Genomic DNA, 13,116 nt, shown 5'->3' with positions numbered 1-13,116 from the left:
GGTGGCACAGTGTGGGGACGGTGTTACGTTTTGGTGCGAAACAGGTGCAACCGGGTTGCTATCTGGTAACAAACCGCTGCCTTTTGCCTGTTCCGCTGCTACCGCTTTGCGGAATTATCCAGACTAATGAGCCAGTTAAGACAAAAGTCTAAAGGGCGGTCCGGACCACTGGCTGCGGCCCTCGCCGTAGGCAGACGGCGGTTTTGACTTGTCGCGGTGGCGGCAAATGGCCTTTGCGCCCGGTACACAACTGGGTGATGGCACAGGCTTTGCTCCGGCGAACAGGCCAACCACCCTCTGGAGCAAACCTCCCATGTCGAAGATTTACAGAAAAGGCATTCTGGCTCTCGCTATCGGTTCTGCGTTCACTCTCTCCTCCCTGGCGCATGCCGACATCGTGATCGGTGTCGCCGGTCCCTATACCGGGGCCAGTGCCGCCTACGGCGAGCAGTTCTGGAAGGGGGCCACCCAGGCCGCGGCGGACATCAACGCCGCCGGTGGTATCAATGGCGAGAAGATCAAGCTGGTGCAGGGCGACGACGCCTGCGAGCCCAAGCAGGCCGTGGCCGTGGCCAACCGCCTGGTGGACTCCGAGAAGGTCAAGGCCGTCATCGGCCACTTCTGCTCCTCCAACACCATGCCCGCCTCGGAGATCTACGACGAAGCCGGCATCATCTCCATCACCCCGGCGTCCACCAACCCCAAGATCACCGAGCGTGGCCTGACCGGGGTGTTCCGCATGTGCGGACGTGACGACCAGCAGGGCATCGTGGCCGGCGACTACATCGTCGATACCCTCAAGGCCAAGAAGGTCGCCATCATCCACGACAAGGACACCTACGGTCAGGGCCTGGCCGATGCCACCAAGGCGCAGCTCAACAAGCGCGGCGTGAAAGAGGTGCTCTACGAGGGCCTGACCCGCGGCGAGAAGGACTTCAACTCCCTGGTCACCAAGATCCGCGCCTCCGGTGCCGACGTGGTGTACTTCGGCGGCCTGCACCCCGAAGCCGGTCCGCTGGTCCGCCAGATGCGCGAACAGGGCGTGACCGCCAAGTTCGTCTCCGGCGACGGCATCGTCTCCGCCGACCTGGTCACCACCGCCGGTGGTCCCCAGTACACCAAGGGCGTGCTGATGACCTTTGGCGCCGATCCGCTGCTGAACCCGGCCGGCAAGACCGTGGTGGAAGCCCTGCGCAAGTCCGGCTACGAGCCCGAGGGCTACACCCTCTACTCCTATGCCTCGCTGCAGGCCGTGGCCGCTGCCTTCAACGGCATCAAGGGCACCGACGGCGCCAAGGCCGCCGAGTGGCTGAAGTCCCACAGCGTCAACACCGTGCTGGGCGAGAAGAGCTGGGACAGCAAGGGCGACCTCAAGGTCTCCGACTACGTGATGTACGAATGGGACGACAAGGGCAAGTACAACCAGCTGCCCTGATCCTCGCGTGAATCCGCTGGCCGCCTTCTCGTCTCCGCCCCAGGACGAGAGGGCGGCCGGCGGCCCTCGTCATCCATCCAGCGCGAGACTGCAAACGTGGACGGTATCTTCCTGCAACAACTGGTCAACGGCCTGACCCTGGGTTCGGTCTACGGACTCATCGCCATCGGCTACACCATGGTCTACGGCATCATCGGCATGATCAACTTCGCCCACGGCGACGTGTACATGGTGTCGGCCTATCTCGCCGCCATCGGCATCGCCTTGTTGAGCGTGTTCGGCCTGCACTCCTTTCCCGTGCTGATCCTCGGCACCCTGATCTTCACCGTGGTGGTCACCTCCGTGTACGGCTGGGCCATCGAACGCATCGCCTACAAGCCACTGCGCAACTCCACGCGCCTGGCCCCGCTGATCTCGGCCATCGGCATGTCGCTGATCCTGCAGAACTACGTGCAGCTCGCCCAGGGCGCGCGCCAGCAGGGCGTACCGACGCTGCTCGACGGCGCCCTGCGCCTGCATATCGGCGAAGGCTTCGTGATCATCACCTACACCAAGATCTTCATCATCGTGGCGTCCATCATCGGCATGGGCCTGCTCACCTACGTGATCCAGAAGACCACCCTCGGCCGCATGTGCCGCGCCACCCAGCAGGATCGCAAGATGGCGCAGATCCTCGGCATCAACACCGACCGGGTGATCTCCTACGTCTTCATCATCGGCGCGGCCATGGCGGCACTGGCCGGGGTGCTCATCACCCTCAACTACGGCACCTTCGACTTCTATGCCGGCTTCATCATCGGCATCAAGGCCTTTACCGCGGCGGTGCTCGGCGGCATCGGCTCGCTGCCCGGCGCGATGCTCGGCGGCATCATCCTCGGCATCTCAGAAGCCCAGTTCGCCAGCCTGGTGAACTCGGACTACAAGGACGTCTTCAGCTTCTCGCTGCTGGTGGCGATCCTGATCTTTAGGCCCCAGGGGCTGCTCGGCAAACCCCAGGTCACGAAGGTGTGAATCCATGAGTCAGACGTCTTCCTCCTTCGATCTCAAGGTCGTGCTGCGCGACACCCTCATGGTCGGCCTGGTCTCGCTGATCCTGTTCGGCCCCATCGTCGGCATCGTGCTCGACGGCTATGGCTACAATGTCGAGCCCGGCCGCGTCGGCATCATGGTCGCGGTGGTCATGGCCGGCCGCTTCCTGCTCAGCCTGTTCGGCCAGACCGCCAAGGGGCGCGACTGGATCGAGTCCTTCAAGCGCAACGACGGTGGCGTCCATGTGCTGCCGCCGGGGCACAAGTCCAATCTCAGATTCATCCTGCCCATCATCATCCTGGTCGCCATCGCCTTTCCCTTCCTGGCCACCAAGTACTGGCTGACGGTGATCATCCTCTGCCTGATCTATGTGCTGCTGGGCCTGGGGTTGAACATCGTGGTGGGCCTGGCCGGTCTGCTCGACCTCGGCTACGTCGGCTTCTATGCCATCGGCGCCTATGGCCTGGCGCTGGGTTACCAGTACCTGGGGCTGGGCTTCTGGACCATGCTGCCGCTCGCCGCGATCCTGGCCGCGGTGGCGGGGGCGATACTGGGGTTCCCGGTCTTGCGCATGCACGGGGACTACCTGGCCATCGTCACCCTTGGCTTCGGCGAGATCATCCGCCTGGTGCTCAACAACTGGCTGGAGGTGACCAAGGGTCCCAACGGCATCGCCGCGCCGTCGCCGACCTTCTTCGGCATCGAATTCGGTCGGCGCGCGAAGGAGGGCGGGGTGCCCATCCATGAGCTGCTGGGCATCAGCTACAACCCCAACGCGACCATGATCTTCATCTACACCGTGCTGTTCCTGGTGGTGCTGCTGGTGCTCTACATCAAGCACCGCCTGACCCGCATGCCGGTCGGACGGGCCTGGGAAGCCCTGCGTGAAGACGAGATTGCCTGCCGCGCCATGGGTCTGAACCACGTGCTGGTCAAGCTCTCGGCCTTCATGATCGGTGCCTCCACCGCGGGCCTCGCCGGCGTGTTCTTCGCCACCTACCAGGGCTTCATCAACCCGGCCTCGTTCAACTTCTTCGAGTCGGTGCTGGTGCTGGCCATCGTGGTACTGGGCGGTCTGGGCTCCACCGTCGGGGTGGTGGTCTCGGCCTTCGTCATGACCCTGCTGTTCGAACTGCTGCGCGAATTCGGCGACATCCGCATGTTGGTGTTCGGCGTGCTCATGGTGGTGATGATGATGTGGCGGCCGCGGGGCCTGATCCGTATCGCCCGCAGTGGCTTCGCGATTCGCAAGGGAGTGGCGCCGTGAGCGACAACATTCTGACCGTAAAGGGTCTCGGCATGAGATTCGGGGGCATCAAGGCCCTCTCGGACGTGAGCTTCGAGATCCAGCGCCAGTCCATCACCGCGCTGATCGGCCCCAACGGTGCCGGCAAGACCACGGTGTTCAACTGCCTGACCGGCTTCTACAAGGCCACCGATGGCGAGATCCGCCTGGACACCGCCGATGGTCGCTCGACCCGCGTCGGCAAGATCATGGGCGAGCGCTTCCAGGCCACCGACTTCGTCAACCCGGTGCAGTTCGGCAGCCGGCTCTGGTACAAGATGTTCGGCGGTACCCACCTGGTGAATCGCGCCGGTCTCGCCCGCACCTTCCAGAACATCCGCCTGTTCAAGGAGATGTCGGTGGTGGAGAACCTGCTGGTGGCGCAGCACATGCAGTGCAACCGCAACCTCATCACCGGCATCCTCAATACTCCCGGCTATCGCCGCGCCGAGGAAAAGGCGCTGGACACGGCCTTCTACTGGCTGGAGGTGGTGGACCTGGTGGACCACGCCAACCGCCTGGCCGGCGAACTCTCCTACGGCCAGCAGCGCCGCCTGGAAATCGCCCGGGCCATGTGCACCCGCCCGGAGATCGTCTGCCTGGACGAACCCGCCGCCGGCCTCAACCCGGCCGAGACCGAGGCCCTGGCCGGCATGATCCGGCTCCTGCGCGACCAGCACCGCATCACCGTGGTGCTGATCGAGCACGACATGGGCATGGTGATGAACATCTCCGACCACATCGTGGTGCTGGACCATGGCCAAGTCATCGCCCGCGGCCTGCCGGCCGACATTCGCAACGATCCCAAGGTCATCGCCGCCTACCTCGGCGCCGAAGAAGAGGAGGTGGCATGACCACGCCGATCCTGGAGTTTCGCAACGTCGACGTCTTCTACGGGCCGATCCAGGCCCTGAAAGGCGTCTCCCTATCCATCAACGAAGGCGAGACGGTGAGCCTGATCGGCGCCAACGGTGCCGGCAAGTCCACCCTGCTGATGTCCATCTTCAGCCAGCCCCAGGCGCGCAATGGGCAGATCCTCTACCGCGGCGAGGACATCACTCGCAAGAACGCCCACTACGTGGCCTCCAACGGCATCGCCCAGTCACCAGAGGGGCGCCATGTGTTCCCCGACATGACGGTCGAGGAGAATCTGTTGATGGGCACCATCCCCATCGACACCCGTTGGGTGGACGAGGACATGCAGCGCATGTTCGAGCTCTTCCCACGGCTCAAGGAACGCCGCAACCAGCGCGCCATGACCATGTCCGGCGGCGAACAGCAGATGCTGGCCATCGCCCGGGCGCTGATGGCGCGACCCAAGCTGCTCTTGCTCGACGAACCCAGCCTGGGCTTGGCGCCCATCGTGGTGAAACAGATCTTCCAGATCCTGCGCGAACTGGCGCAGAGCGGCATGACCATCTTCCTGGTGGAGCAGAACGCCAACCATGCCCTGCGCCTGTCCGACCGTGCCTATGTGATGGTCACCGGCGAGATCCGCATGACCGGCAGTGGTCAGGAGTTGCTGGCCAATCCCCAGGTGCGCGAAGCCTACCTGGGCGGTCACTAACGATGGCGGCGGTCCGCGGGCGCGCTCTGGTCGCGGGCCATGCCCGGGGACGCCTGGCCTGGGCGCCCCTGGGCCTGAGTTTCTGGGGTGGCGTCGATCCAGCCAGCGGTCGGGTGATCGATCGCCACCATCCCCTGCACGGCCTGGAGCTGGCCGGTCGCATCCTGGCCATCCCCAGCGGACGCGGCTCCTGTACCGGCAGCGCCGTGCTCCTGGAGCTGTTGCTGGCGGGACGCGGACCGGCAGCGCTGGTACTGTCCGAGCCGGACGAGATCCTCAGCCTGGGTGCCATCGTCGCGGAAGAACTCTTCGGTCGCTCCCTGCCAGTGGTCAGCCTAGGCGCCGCAGCCTTCGCGGCCCTGGCCGAGTGCGACGAGATCGCGGTAGCCGACGGTTGGGTCGGCGCACCTGAAGACCCTTTCCCCGCTACTCCGGTCGATACCCCACACGAGTTGCAGCTGAGCGCGACCGATCGGGCCAAGCTCGCGGGCGCCGAGGGCCAGGCCGTCCAGGCAGCGATTAAGATCCTGGTACGCATGGCGCAGCTGCAGGGCGCCCGCGAATTGCTCGACATCACCCAGGCCCATATCGACGGCTGTATCTACACCGGCCCGGCCAGTCTGGCCTTTGCCCAGCGGCTGGTGGCGTGGGGCGGTCGGGTACGGGTACCCACCAGTCTCAATGCGGTGTCGGTGGATCAGCGTCGCTGGCGTGAGCAGGGCATTGACCCGGCGCTGGGCGAGCCGGCCAGTGCCCTGGCCGAGGCCTATGTGGCCCTGGGCTGTCGCCCCACCTTCACCTGCGCGCCCTATCTGCTGGACAGCGCCCCGACTCTGGGCGAGCAGGTGGTCTGGGCCGAATCCAATGCCGTGGTCTTCGCCAACAGCGTGCTGGGCGCGCGCACCCAGAAGTACGCCGACTTTCTCGATATCTGCACCGCCCTGACCGGACGGGCACCCCGGGCCGGCTGCCATCTGGACAGCGGCCGCCGCGCTGCCAAGGTGTTCCGGGTCAGCATGCCCGCGGGCCATGACGACGCCTTCTATCCGCTGCTCGGCTACTGGATCGGCCTGCGCTCGCCCACCCGGATTCCCGCGGTGCTGGGGCTGGAACACGCCCAGCCCAGCCGCGACGATCTCAAGGCCTTTGGCGCCGCCTTCGCTACCACCTCGGCGGCGCCGCTGTTTCATCTGGTCGGGGTAACGCCCGAGGCGCCGACCCTGGCTGCGGTCGCCGCGCCTGAGCTGGAGGTCGAGGACATAGAGCTGGCCGATCTGCGTCGGGCCTGGGCCGAACTGGACAGCGCCACTTCCCGCGAGGTCCAGCTGGTAGCCTTGGGTAATCCGCATTTCTCTGCCGAGGAATGCCAGCGGTTGGCCGAACTATGCCGGGGCCGGTACAAGCATCCCGGTGTAGCCCTGGTGATTACCCTCGGGCGGGACGTGCGCGAAGCGGTCGGGCGGAACGGTAGCCTGTCCGAACTGGAAGCCTTCGGTGCCCAGCTGGTGGGGGACACCTGCTGGTGCATGCTCGGCGAACCCCTGGTGCCGCCCCAGGCCCTTACCCTGCTGACCAACTCCGGCAAGTTCGCCCACTATGGCCCGGGCCTCACCGGTCGCGAGCTACGCTTCGCCGGTCTGGCCGCCTGCGTGGAAGCGGCCTGCACCGGACTGGCGCCGGCCGGACCGCCCGCCTGGCTCGCATCGGCAGACTTATCCAGCTGATAGTGGGCTCGGGTTCTGTACAGGAATTCCGTGGATCGTCCTGTGGATAAGCTTGGCATGGCCGGACGCGAAGCCCAGGGCGCCTGGTCTGGCGGGAACTGTTCAAAAAATCGCCAGTACACGAAAAACCTCGAGATACCAAGGCGTTATAACTGATCCGCTGGATTCCCGGCGATCTGAGTATTCGCCTGACCAACGTCCCTGAGCTATCGTTGGCCTCGGCCAAACTCCCTCGCAGAAGGAATCTTTCATGTCTTCGATCTTCATCACCGGCGCCACCTCCGGGTTCGGCGCCGCCACCGCTCGCCGCTTCGCCAAGGACGGCTGGTCGATCGTCATCACCGGCCGCCGCGAGGATCGCCTGCACGCCTTGGCCGAGGAATTGTCCGGGCAGGCCAAGGTGCTGCCGCTGGTGCTGGACGTCCAGGATCGCGCCGCCGTGGAAGCCGCGGTCGCCGGCCTGCCGGAGGAATTCAACCAGCTGCGCGCCCTGGTCAACAACGCCGGTCTGGCGCTGGGCAACACCCCTGCCCAGAGCTGCGACCTGGACGACTGGGACACCATGGTCGATACCAACATCAAGGGCATGCTCTATTGCACCCGCCTGCTGTTGCCGCGACTGATCGCCCATGGCGCCGGCGCCGGCATCGTCAACCTGGGCTCGGTGGCGGGCGACTATCCCTATCCGGGCAGCCACGTCTATGGCGCTACCAAGGCCTTCCTCAAGCAATTCAGCCTGAGCCTGAGATCGGACCTGCTGGGCACCGGGGTGCGGGTGACCAACATCGAGCCGGGCCTGTCGGAAAGCGAGTTCTCGGTGGTGCGCTTCGGTGGCGACAAGGCCAAGGCCGATGCGGTCTATGCCGGTACCGAACCCCTGACCCCGGACGACATCGCCGAATCCATCCACTGGACGCTGAACCAGCCCAAGCACGTTAACATCAACCGCATCCAGCTGATGGCGACCTGCCAGGCGTTCAGCAACTTCAACATCCATCGCAACAGCTGAGGCCGCTCGCTCGGTTCTGATCAAACATCGCCGAGCACCGCACTGTTCGTAGTGGACTAGAGCACCTTGACCGCCCGGCCGATGAACTGGATCGGTCCGGTGGGTCGGCCGGTGGGCGACCCGCCCTGGTCTTCCAGGGTGAGTTCGAACAGCTGATTGGCTTCCAGCGGCGGCAGCTGGTCCAGCGGCACCTGCAGGGTACGCCCCGGCTCGACCAAGCCCAGCGACACCGGGCCTTGCCAGGCATCGGCCTTGGTCCAGAATTGCAGCGCCTTGCCGCTCGGCACGGCGTCGCGCCCCAGGGGAATCAGCTGCAGGTCACGGGCACTGGCGGTCTGGATCACCCAACCGGGCGTACGGTCGTCAGGTGCTGCCAGCACCACCAGGTAACTTGGCGTGGGTACCGGGCGCAGCAGTAGCAGCACCGCGAGCACCAGACTGGCGGCCAGCCCTGCCGCGCTCAGGCCCTGCCAGAGCGCCAGGCGCTGCCACAGCGACTCGCGCCGGAAGGGGACCTTGGCGTCGGCCTCGCCCAGACTGCGCTCGATGCGCGGCCACAGATTCGCGCCGGGCTGGACGGGTGGCACCCGCTCGGCCAGTGGCTGCAGACGCGCCTCCCAGCGCGCCACGGCGGCGGCCAGCAGGGCGTCCGTCGTCAGCGCACCTTCCACCCGACGACGCTGCTCCGCGTCCAGGGTGCCGAGCACGTATTCGCCGGCCAGGCGTTCGCGCTCCTCGTCCGGGGGCAGGGTGGTGTCGCCGTTCATGTCATGCACTCCCTGAGCGCCTTGAGGCCGCGCGTGATCCAGCTCTTCACCGTGCCCAGCGGCGCCTGCAGGCGCTGGGCGATCTCGCCATGGGAGCAGCCGTCTAGGTAGGCAGCCAGGATGGCCTCCCGCCGCGGCGCCTCCAGGTTCTGCAGGCAGCCCTCCAGGCGGCGGCCGTCAGCCTCTCGCACCGGATCGGCAGACTCGGCCAGGGGTTCCCAGCCGTCCGCCAGGGGCACCAGCCGCTGGCGATCGCGCAGGGCGTTGAGCGCGAGGTTGCGTGCCACGCTGCACATCCAGCCACGCGCCGAACCACGCTCCGGGGCGAACCCGGCGGCGCCGCGCCAGATGCGCAGAAAGGCGTCGTGGAGGATGTCCTCGGCCAGCCCGCGATCACGCACCAGGCGCAGGACGATGCCCAGCAGCAGCGGCGCCTCGGTCTGGTAGAGCCGCTGCAGGGCGGCGCGCTCGCCCCGAGCGCAGGCGGCGAGCAGGGCCTCAGGGTCATGGGGACGGTCGGTCACTAGGTCACGCCAGGCTAGGGGGCGCCAGGGGTGGCGACCGGATCAGCCGAGCCTAGCCGATCCGGTCGTGGCTGTCCCCCTGGACCTCAGCCCTTCTTCCAGAACAGATAGTCCGCCTGGTAGTTCACGGTCTGCTGTTCGCCCTTGTTGGCCGAGGTGCAGGCCTTGGCCGGCGCGACGCCACCCTTGAGCGCGGTGCGCTGGATGTAGGTGGTGCCCTGGAAGGCGCCCTTGCGCTCGGCAGGCGCGGCCTCCACCAGTTGATAGGGCAGGTTGCCGGCGCCGGCGGGGGCGACGGCCAGTTGCTTGCCGACCACCTTGGAGCCGTCGCTGGCTTCCCAGGTCGCCGGCGGACCGTAGTAGCGCCCCACCTGCTTGCCCTGGCGATCATGCAAGTCGGCCTTGGGGCCCACGAAGAACCACTCGGTCTGGCCGGGCATGTCCTTCTTGTCACGGCACTCGTAGACGATGGTGCCCTTGCCCACGGTTTCCAGCATCAGGCTGTTGCCGGCGGGGACACGGACGGCCTCGGGCAACTCACCCTGGGCCAGCAGCGGGGTGCTCAACAGGGCGGTCAGGGCCAGGATGCTGCAACGGCTGGAGATATTGTTCATGCGCTTGCTCCGGATTGAGAGGGGGCACAGTCGGCTGGACTGTAGGGGCTATACCCGGCAGCCGGGGCCTTGGATGCAGCTGTCATAAAAAATTTTCAATTCAGCGGCATAGTCGCCACCGCCTCGCGGCCGAACCGCTCTGTACTGCGGCTTCTGTCAGCCTGCCGTCAGCCTGGTTTCAGGGATCCCTAAGGTTGTTTGGCGATAGTGGCGGCGGGTCGCGAGCCCGTCTTTCCCAGCCTGCCGGAGTCCTGCCGCGTGTCGTCCATCCCGAGTCCGGCGCGCCTGCGCCTCGAAAGTCTGGCGCTGTGCCTGCTGGCGGTGCTGCTGTTCACCCTCGGACTGTGGGAGCAGCCTTTCATCGGCTTCGACGGCCGCTTCGCGCTGTTCGCCCAGGAGATGTTTCGCCACGGGGCCAGTGCCTTCCCGACCAGTTACGGACAGCCCTATCCGGACTATCCCGCCACCTCGACGCTGCTGATCGACGTCTTCGCCCAGCTATTCGGCGAGGTCAATCGCCTGGCCACGGTGATTCCCACCGCGCTGGCCTCGGCGGCCATCGTCGGTCTGCTTTATCGCCTGCTGGCCGAGCGGTCCCGCGCCTGGGGCCTGCTGGCGGTACTGGTGCTGCTGCTCACCAACGGCTTTCTGGCCAAGGCCCGCTCCATCTGCCTCGATCAGTTCGTTACCCTGGCGGCGCTGGGCTGCTTCTATCTGCTGTGGAGCGCCGACCAGCGCGGCCTGCCCCGGCGGCGCGCCCTGGTGTTCCTGTGCCTGGCCGCCGGCTTCGCCGTGCGCGGACCCCTGGGCTTGATCGAGCCCTGTGGTGTGGTCTGCGTCTACTGGCTGCTGCAGGGCGACTGGCGGCGCAGCTTCGGCTACGGGCTGGTGGGCGCCGTGGTGCTGGCGCTGTGCTGCGCCCTGTTGTTTGGCCTGGCCTGGCGTACCAGCGGCCCGGTCTTTGTCGAAGACGTGCTGCGCATGCAGGTCTCCGGGCGGCTGGACGACACCGACGGTGCCGGCTATCCCTGGTGGTACTTCCTGCAACTGGGGCTCTATCGCTATGCGCCGGCCTTTCCCCTGGCACTGCTGGCCTTGCCGACACTGAGGCGGCACTGGGGGCTGCGCCATGAACAGGCGGACAGCCGCCTGCTGCTCCAGCTGGCCGGCTTCGCCACGCTGATCGTGGTGGCCCTGTCGATACCCACCTTCAAGAAGCCCTATTACATCCTGCCAGCCATCCCGGCCTGCGCCGCCCTCGGCGCCTGGGTGCTGCTGCAAGGGCAGGGTGCCCTGGCCTGGGTACGGCGGCTGTTCCTGCCGCTGCTGGTGATCTTCCCGCTGGTGCTCGGGGTGCTGGTCAAGCTACAGCAGCCCAAGCTGCAGGCCGCGGGCTGGTGGCCTGAACTGGATCTGCGCTTCCTGCTGGGCGCCTTCGCCATCCTGACGCTGTTCGCCCTGGTGGCCGCCTGGCGCGAGCGCGGCGCCTTCCGCCTGGGCATGCCCCTGGCCGCGGCAGCCTTGGCGCAATGGCTGCTGGTGGTGCTGGCGCTGGATCCGATGCAGGCGCTGCGCTACGACACCCGGGCCTTCGTCACCCGCCTGGAAAGCCTGCGCCAGGGGGAGCCCGGGCAACTGGTGTTCCTTGGTCTGGGCCAGGACACCAAGGCCTTTCGCTACCTGATGAATCTCGACTACGACGTGCCCCTGCCGACCTTCCTCGATATCGGCCAGGCGGCGCAGCTCGCCCAGGTCACCCGACCCGCCTATGTGCTGCTCGACGCCGACAGCCAGTCCGCTCTGGCCGGCACCCCGTTGGCCAGTCGCCGACCGGTGCTGGAAGGGCGCTTCAACGACAACCGCTGGCAGGCCTACTACCTGCCTTGAGGCCGCTGTGATGACCGATTTGCCCGATTTCAAACGTCGCCGGCTGTGCCTGGCGCTAGCCGGTTTGCCGTTGCTGGCCGCCTGCAAGCCGACCCAGCGCTACGGCCTGCCGGAACACCGCGCACTCTGGTTCGAACGGCATGCCTTCGAACCCCTGGCGCCGCTGCCGTCGCGCAGCAGCTTCCTGCTCGGCGTGCTGCCCGATACCCAGTACTACAGCGAGAACAACCACGAGATGCAGCCCAACGGTCGGCGCATAGAGCGTTATGGTCACCTGGGCTATCCGCCGGCGCTGGCCTTTCATGCCCAGACCCATTGGCTGGCGCACAATGCCGCGGCCCTGAACCTGCCCTTTGTGGTGCACCTGGGCGATCTGGTGGAAAACGCCGAGCAGCGTGGCGAATGGGCCTTGGCCAGTCACGCCATGGCACGGCTGGAGCAAGCGGGGGTGTCCTACAGCGTCATGACCGGCGACCATGATGTCGTCGAGCTCTACACCGAGGATCGCCTGCGCGATGGTCGCGAACTCTTCACCCAGTACTTCGGCCGCGAGCGGGCGGCGCGCCAGGCCACCTTCATCGAACGCGATGTCACCGGCCTCAACGAGGCCCATCGTTTCTCGGCCCTGGGGCAGGGCTTCCTGCTGCTGACCCTGGACTGGTGCCCCTCGGACCAGAGTCTGGACTGGGCCCAGGGGATGCTGGATCGCTATCCGCACCTGCCGACCATCCTGGCCTCGCACAACATCGTCGACCTGGTGAACGGCCAGGCCGTGCTCTCCACCCGGCGCAACGACACCGGGGTGCGGCTATGGCATCGACTGATCCGCCGCAACGATCAGATCTTTCTGACCCTCAACGGCCACAACCACGGCAGCGGTCATCTGCGGCTGACCAACGACCTGGGCCATCCGGTGGATCTGCTGCTGATCAACTACCAGACCGAATACGCCGGCGGCAACGGCCTGCTGCGCCTGCTGGAACTCGATCTGGCGCGGGGCAGGCTGGAGGCCTTCACCTATTCGCCCTGGGTCGCCTATCGCCAGCAGAGCGGCGACCTGCCCGTGCGCCTGGGCAGCGATCCACGCGACACCTATTCCGCCGAGGTGCTGGCGCCCCTGGCCTCGCCGCAGTTCGACAACAGATTCGTGCTCGAGGTGAATTTCGCCACACGCTTCGCCGGCTTTGGCGGCTATACCGCGCAGTTGCCGGCGGTGGCGGAAGAGGGCGTGCTGGCGCGGCTGCGCCAGCAGTTGGGGATCACCTAGGAGCCTGC

12 protein-coding genes are annotated in these 13,116 nt (G+C 66.4%); 9 read left to right on the top strand and 3 right to left on the bottom strand.

The genetic code is table 11. From position 1 onward, the window contains the following. Positions 1 to 313 precede the first annotated feature (313 nt). From C722_RS0111370 to C722_RS0111340, 7 genes are all read left to right on the top strand, one after another. On the top strand, positions 314 to 1,435 hold the full coding sequence (locus C722_RS0111370; protein WP_017640615.1) for a branched-chain amino acid ABC transporter substrate-binding protein: 1,122 nt from the start codon (positions 314 to 316) through the stop codon (positions 1,433 to 1,435). 96 nt (positions 1,436 to 1,531) lie between these two features. After that, a complete protein-coding gene (locus C722_RS0111365) occupies positions 1,532 to 2,446 on the top strand; it encodes a branched-chain amino acid ABC transporter permease (RefSeq protein WP_017640614.1) in 915 nt (304 codons plus the stop codon). 4 nt (positions 2,447 to 2,450) lie between these two features. After that, positions 2,451 to 3,731 carry a high-affinity branched-chain amino acid ABC transporter permease LivM gene (gene livM, locus C722_RS0111360; protein WP_017640613.1) on the top strand — a complete coding sequence of 427 codons (1,281 nt, stop codon included), beginning with the start codon at positions 2,451 to 2,453 and terminating at the stop codon, positions 3,729 to 3,731. After that, positions 3,728 to 4,603: an ABC transporter ATP-binding protein gene (locus C722_RS0111355; protein ID WP_017640612.1), complete on the top strand. Its 876-nt coding sequence runs from the start codon at positions 3,728 to 3,730 to the stop codon at positions 4,601 to 4,603. The genes livM and C722_RS0111355 overlap by 4 nt, the downstream gene beginning before the upstream one ends. Next, positions 4,600 to 5,316, top strand: coding sequence for an ABC transporter ATP-binding protein (locus C722_RS0111350; protein WP_017640611.1), 717 nt, complete (start codon positions 4,600 to 4,602; stop codon positions 5,314 to 5,316). The genes C722_RS0111355 and C722_RS0111350 overlap by 4 nt, the downstream gene beginning before the upstream one ends. A 2-nt stretch (positions 5,317 to 5,318) precedes the next feature. Continuing rightward, positions 5,319 to 7,040: an aconitase X gene (locus tag C722_RS0111345; protein ID WP_017640610.1), complete on the top strand. Its 1,722-nt coding sequence runs from the start codon at positions 5,319 to 5,321 to the stop codon at positions 7,038 to 7,040. A 250-nt stretch (positions 7,041 to 7,290) separates the two neighbouring features. Continuing rightward, positions 7,291 to 8,049, top strand: coding sequence for an SDR family oxidoreductase (locus C722_RS0111340; protein ID WP_017640609.1), 759 nt, complete (start codon positions 7,291 to 7,293; stop codon positions 8,047 to 8,049). A 56-nt stretch (positions 8,050 to 8,105) separates the two neighbouring features. Here the strand turns inward: C722_RS0111340 and C722_RS0111335 are convergent, their stop codons facing one another. The 3 genes from C722_RS0111335 to C722_RS0111325 all read right to left on the bottom strand — a co-directional run bounded on the left by C722_RS0111335 (position 8,106) and on the right by C722_RS0111325 (position 9,954). After that, the gene (locus C722_RS0111335) at positions 8,106 to 8,816 is read right to left on the bottom strand and encodes an anti-sigma factor domain-containing protein (RefSeq protein ID WP_017640608.1); all 711 of its coding nucleotides are present in this window, start codon (positions 8,814 to 8,816) and stop codon (positions 8,106 to 8,108) included. Further along, positions 8,813 to 9,340 (bottom strand): sigma-70 family RNA polymerase sigma factor, encoded by a 528-nt coding sequence (locus C722_RS0111330; protein WP_017640607.1) that lies wholly within the window; start codon positions 9,338 to 9,340, stop codon positions 8,813 to 8,815. The genes C722_RS0111335 and C722_RS0111330 overlap by 4 nt, the downstream gene beginning before the upstream one ends. Before the next feature lie 86 nt (positions 9,341 to 9,426). After that, positions 9,427 to 9,954 (bottom strand): DUF3455 domain-containing protein, encoded by a 528-nt coding sequence (locus tag C722_RS0111325; RefSeq protein WP_017640606.1) that lies wholly within the window; start codon positions 9,952 to 9,954, stop codon positions 9,427 to 9,429. 258 nt (positions 9,955 to 10,212) lie between these two features. Here C722_RS0111325 and C722_RS0111320 point away from each other — a divergent pair, with 258 nt between their 5' ends. Both C722_RS0111320 and C722_RS0111315 read left to right on the top strand, forming a co-directional pair. Then, entirely contained in the window at positions 10,213 to 11,841 is a 1,629-nt protein-coding gene (locus C722_RS0111320) for a glycosyltransferase family 39 protein (RefSeq protein ID WP_157225828.1), read from the top strand. Between the two features lie 10 nt (positions 11,842 to 11,851). Then, on the top strand, positions 11,852 to 13,108 hold the full coding sequence (locus C722_RS0111315; protein ID WP_017640604.1) for a hypothetical protein: 1,257 nt from the start codon (positions 11,852 to 11,854) through the stop codon (positions 13,106 to 13,108). Positions 13,109 to 13,116: the final 8 nt, after the last annotated feature.

It is taken from the genome of Pseudomonas sp. 313 (genome assembly GCF_000316965.1).
In the GTDB taxonomy this organism is placed as follows: domain Bacteria; phylum Pseudomonadota; class Gammaproteobacteria; order Pseudomonadales; family Pseudomonadaceae; genus Chryseomonas; species Chryseomonas benzopyrenica.
This window is presented reverse-complemented; position numbering and strand designations above follow the sequence as displayed.

What these genes read in the sequence shown, in the direction of transcription:
- C722_RS0111370 (WP_017640615.1), top strand. Translation starts at nt 314, where the DNA reads ATGTCGAAGATTTACAGAAAAGGCATTCTGGCTCTCGCTATCGGTTCT.
- livM (WP_017640613.1), top strand. Translation starts at nt 2,451, where the DNA reads ATGAGTCAGACGTCTTCCTCCTTCGATCTCAAGGTCGTGCTGCGCGAC.
- C722_RS0111350 (WP_017640611.1), top strand. Translation starts at nt 4,600, where the DNA reads ATGACCACGCCGATCCTGGAGTTTCGCAACGTCGACGTCTTCTACGGG.
- C722_RS0111345 (WP_017640610.1), top strand. Translation starts at nt 5,319, where the DNA reads ATGGCGGCGGTCCGCGGGCGCGCTCTGGTCGCGGGCCATGCCCGGGGA.
- C722_RS0111340 (WP_017640609.1), top strand. Translation starts at nt 7,291, where the DNA reads ATGTCTTCGATCTTCATCACCGGCGCCACCTCCGGGTTCGGCGCCGCC.
- C722_RS0111335 (WP_017640608.1), bottom strand. Translation starts at nt 8,816, where the DNA reads ATGAACGGCGACACCACCCTGCCCCCGGACGAGGAGCGCGAACGCCTG.
- C722_RS0111325 (WP_017640606.1), bottom strand. Translation starts at nt 9,954, where the DNA reads ATGAACAATATCTCCAGCCGTTGCAGCATCCTGGCCCTGACCGCCCTG.
- C722_RS0111315 (WP_017640604.1), top strand. Translation starts at nt 11,852, where the DNA reads ATGACCGATTTGCCCGATTTCAAACGTCGCCGGCTGTGCCTGGCGCTA.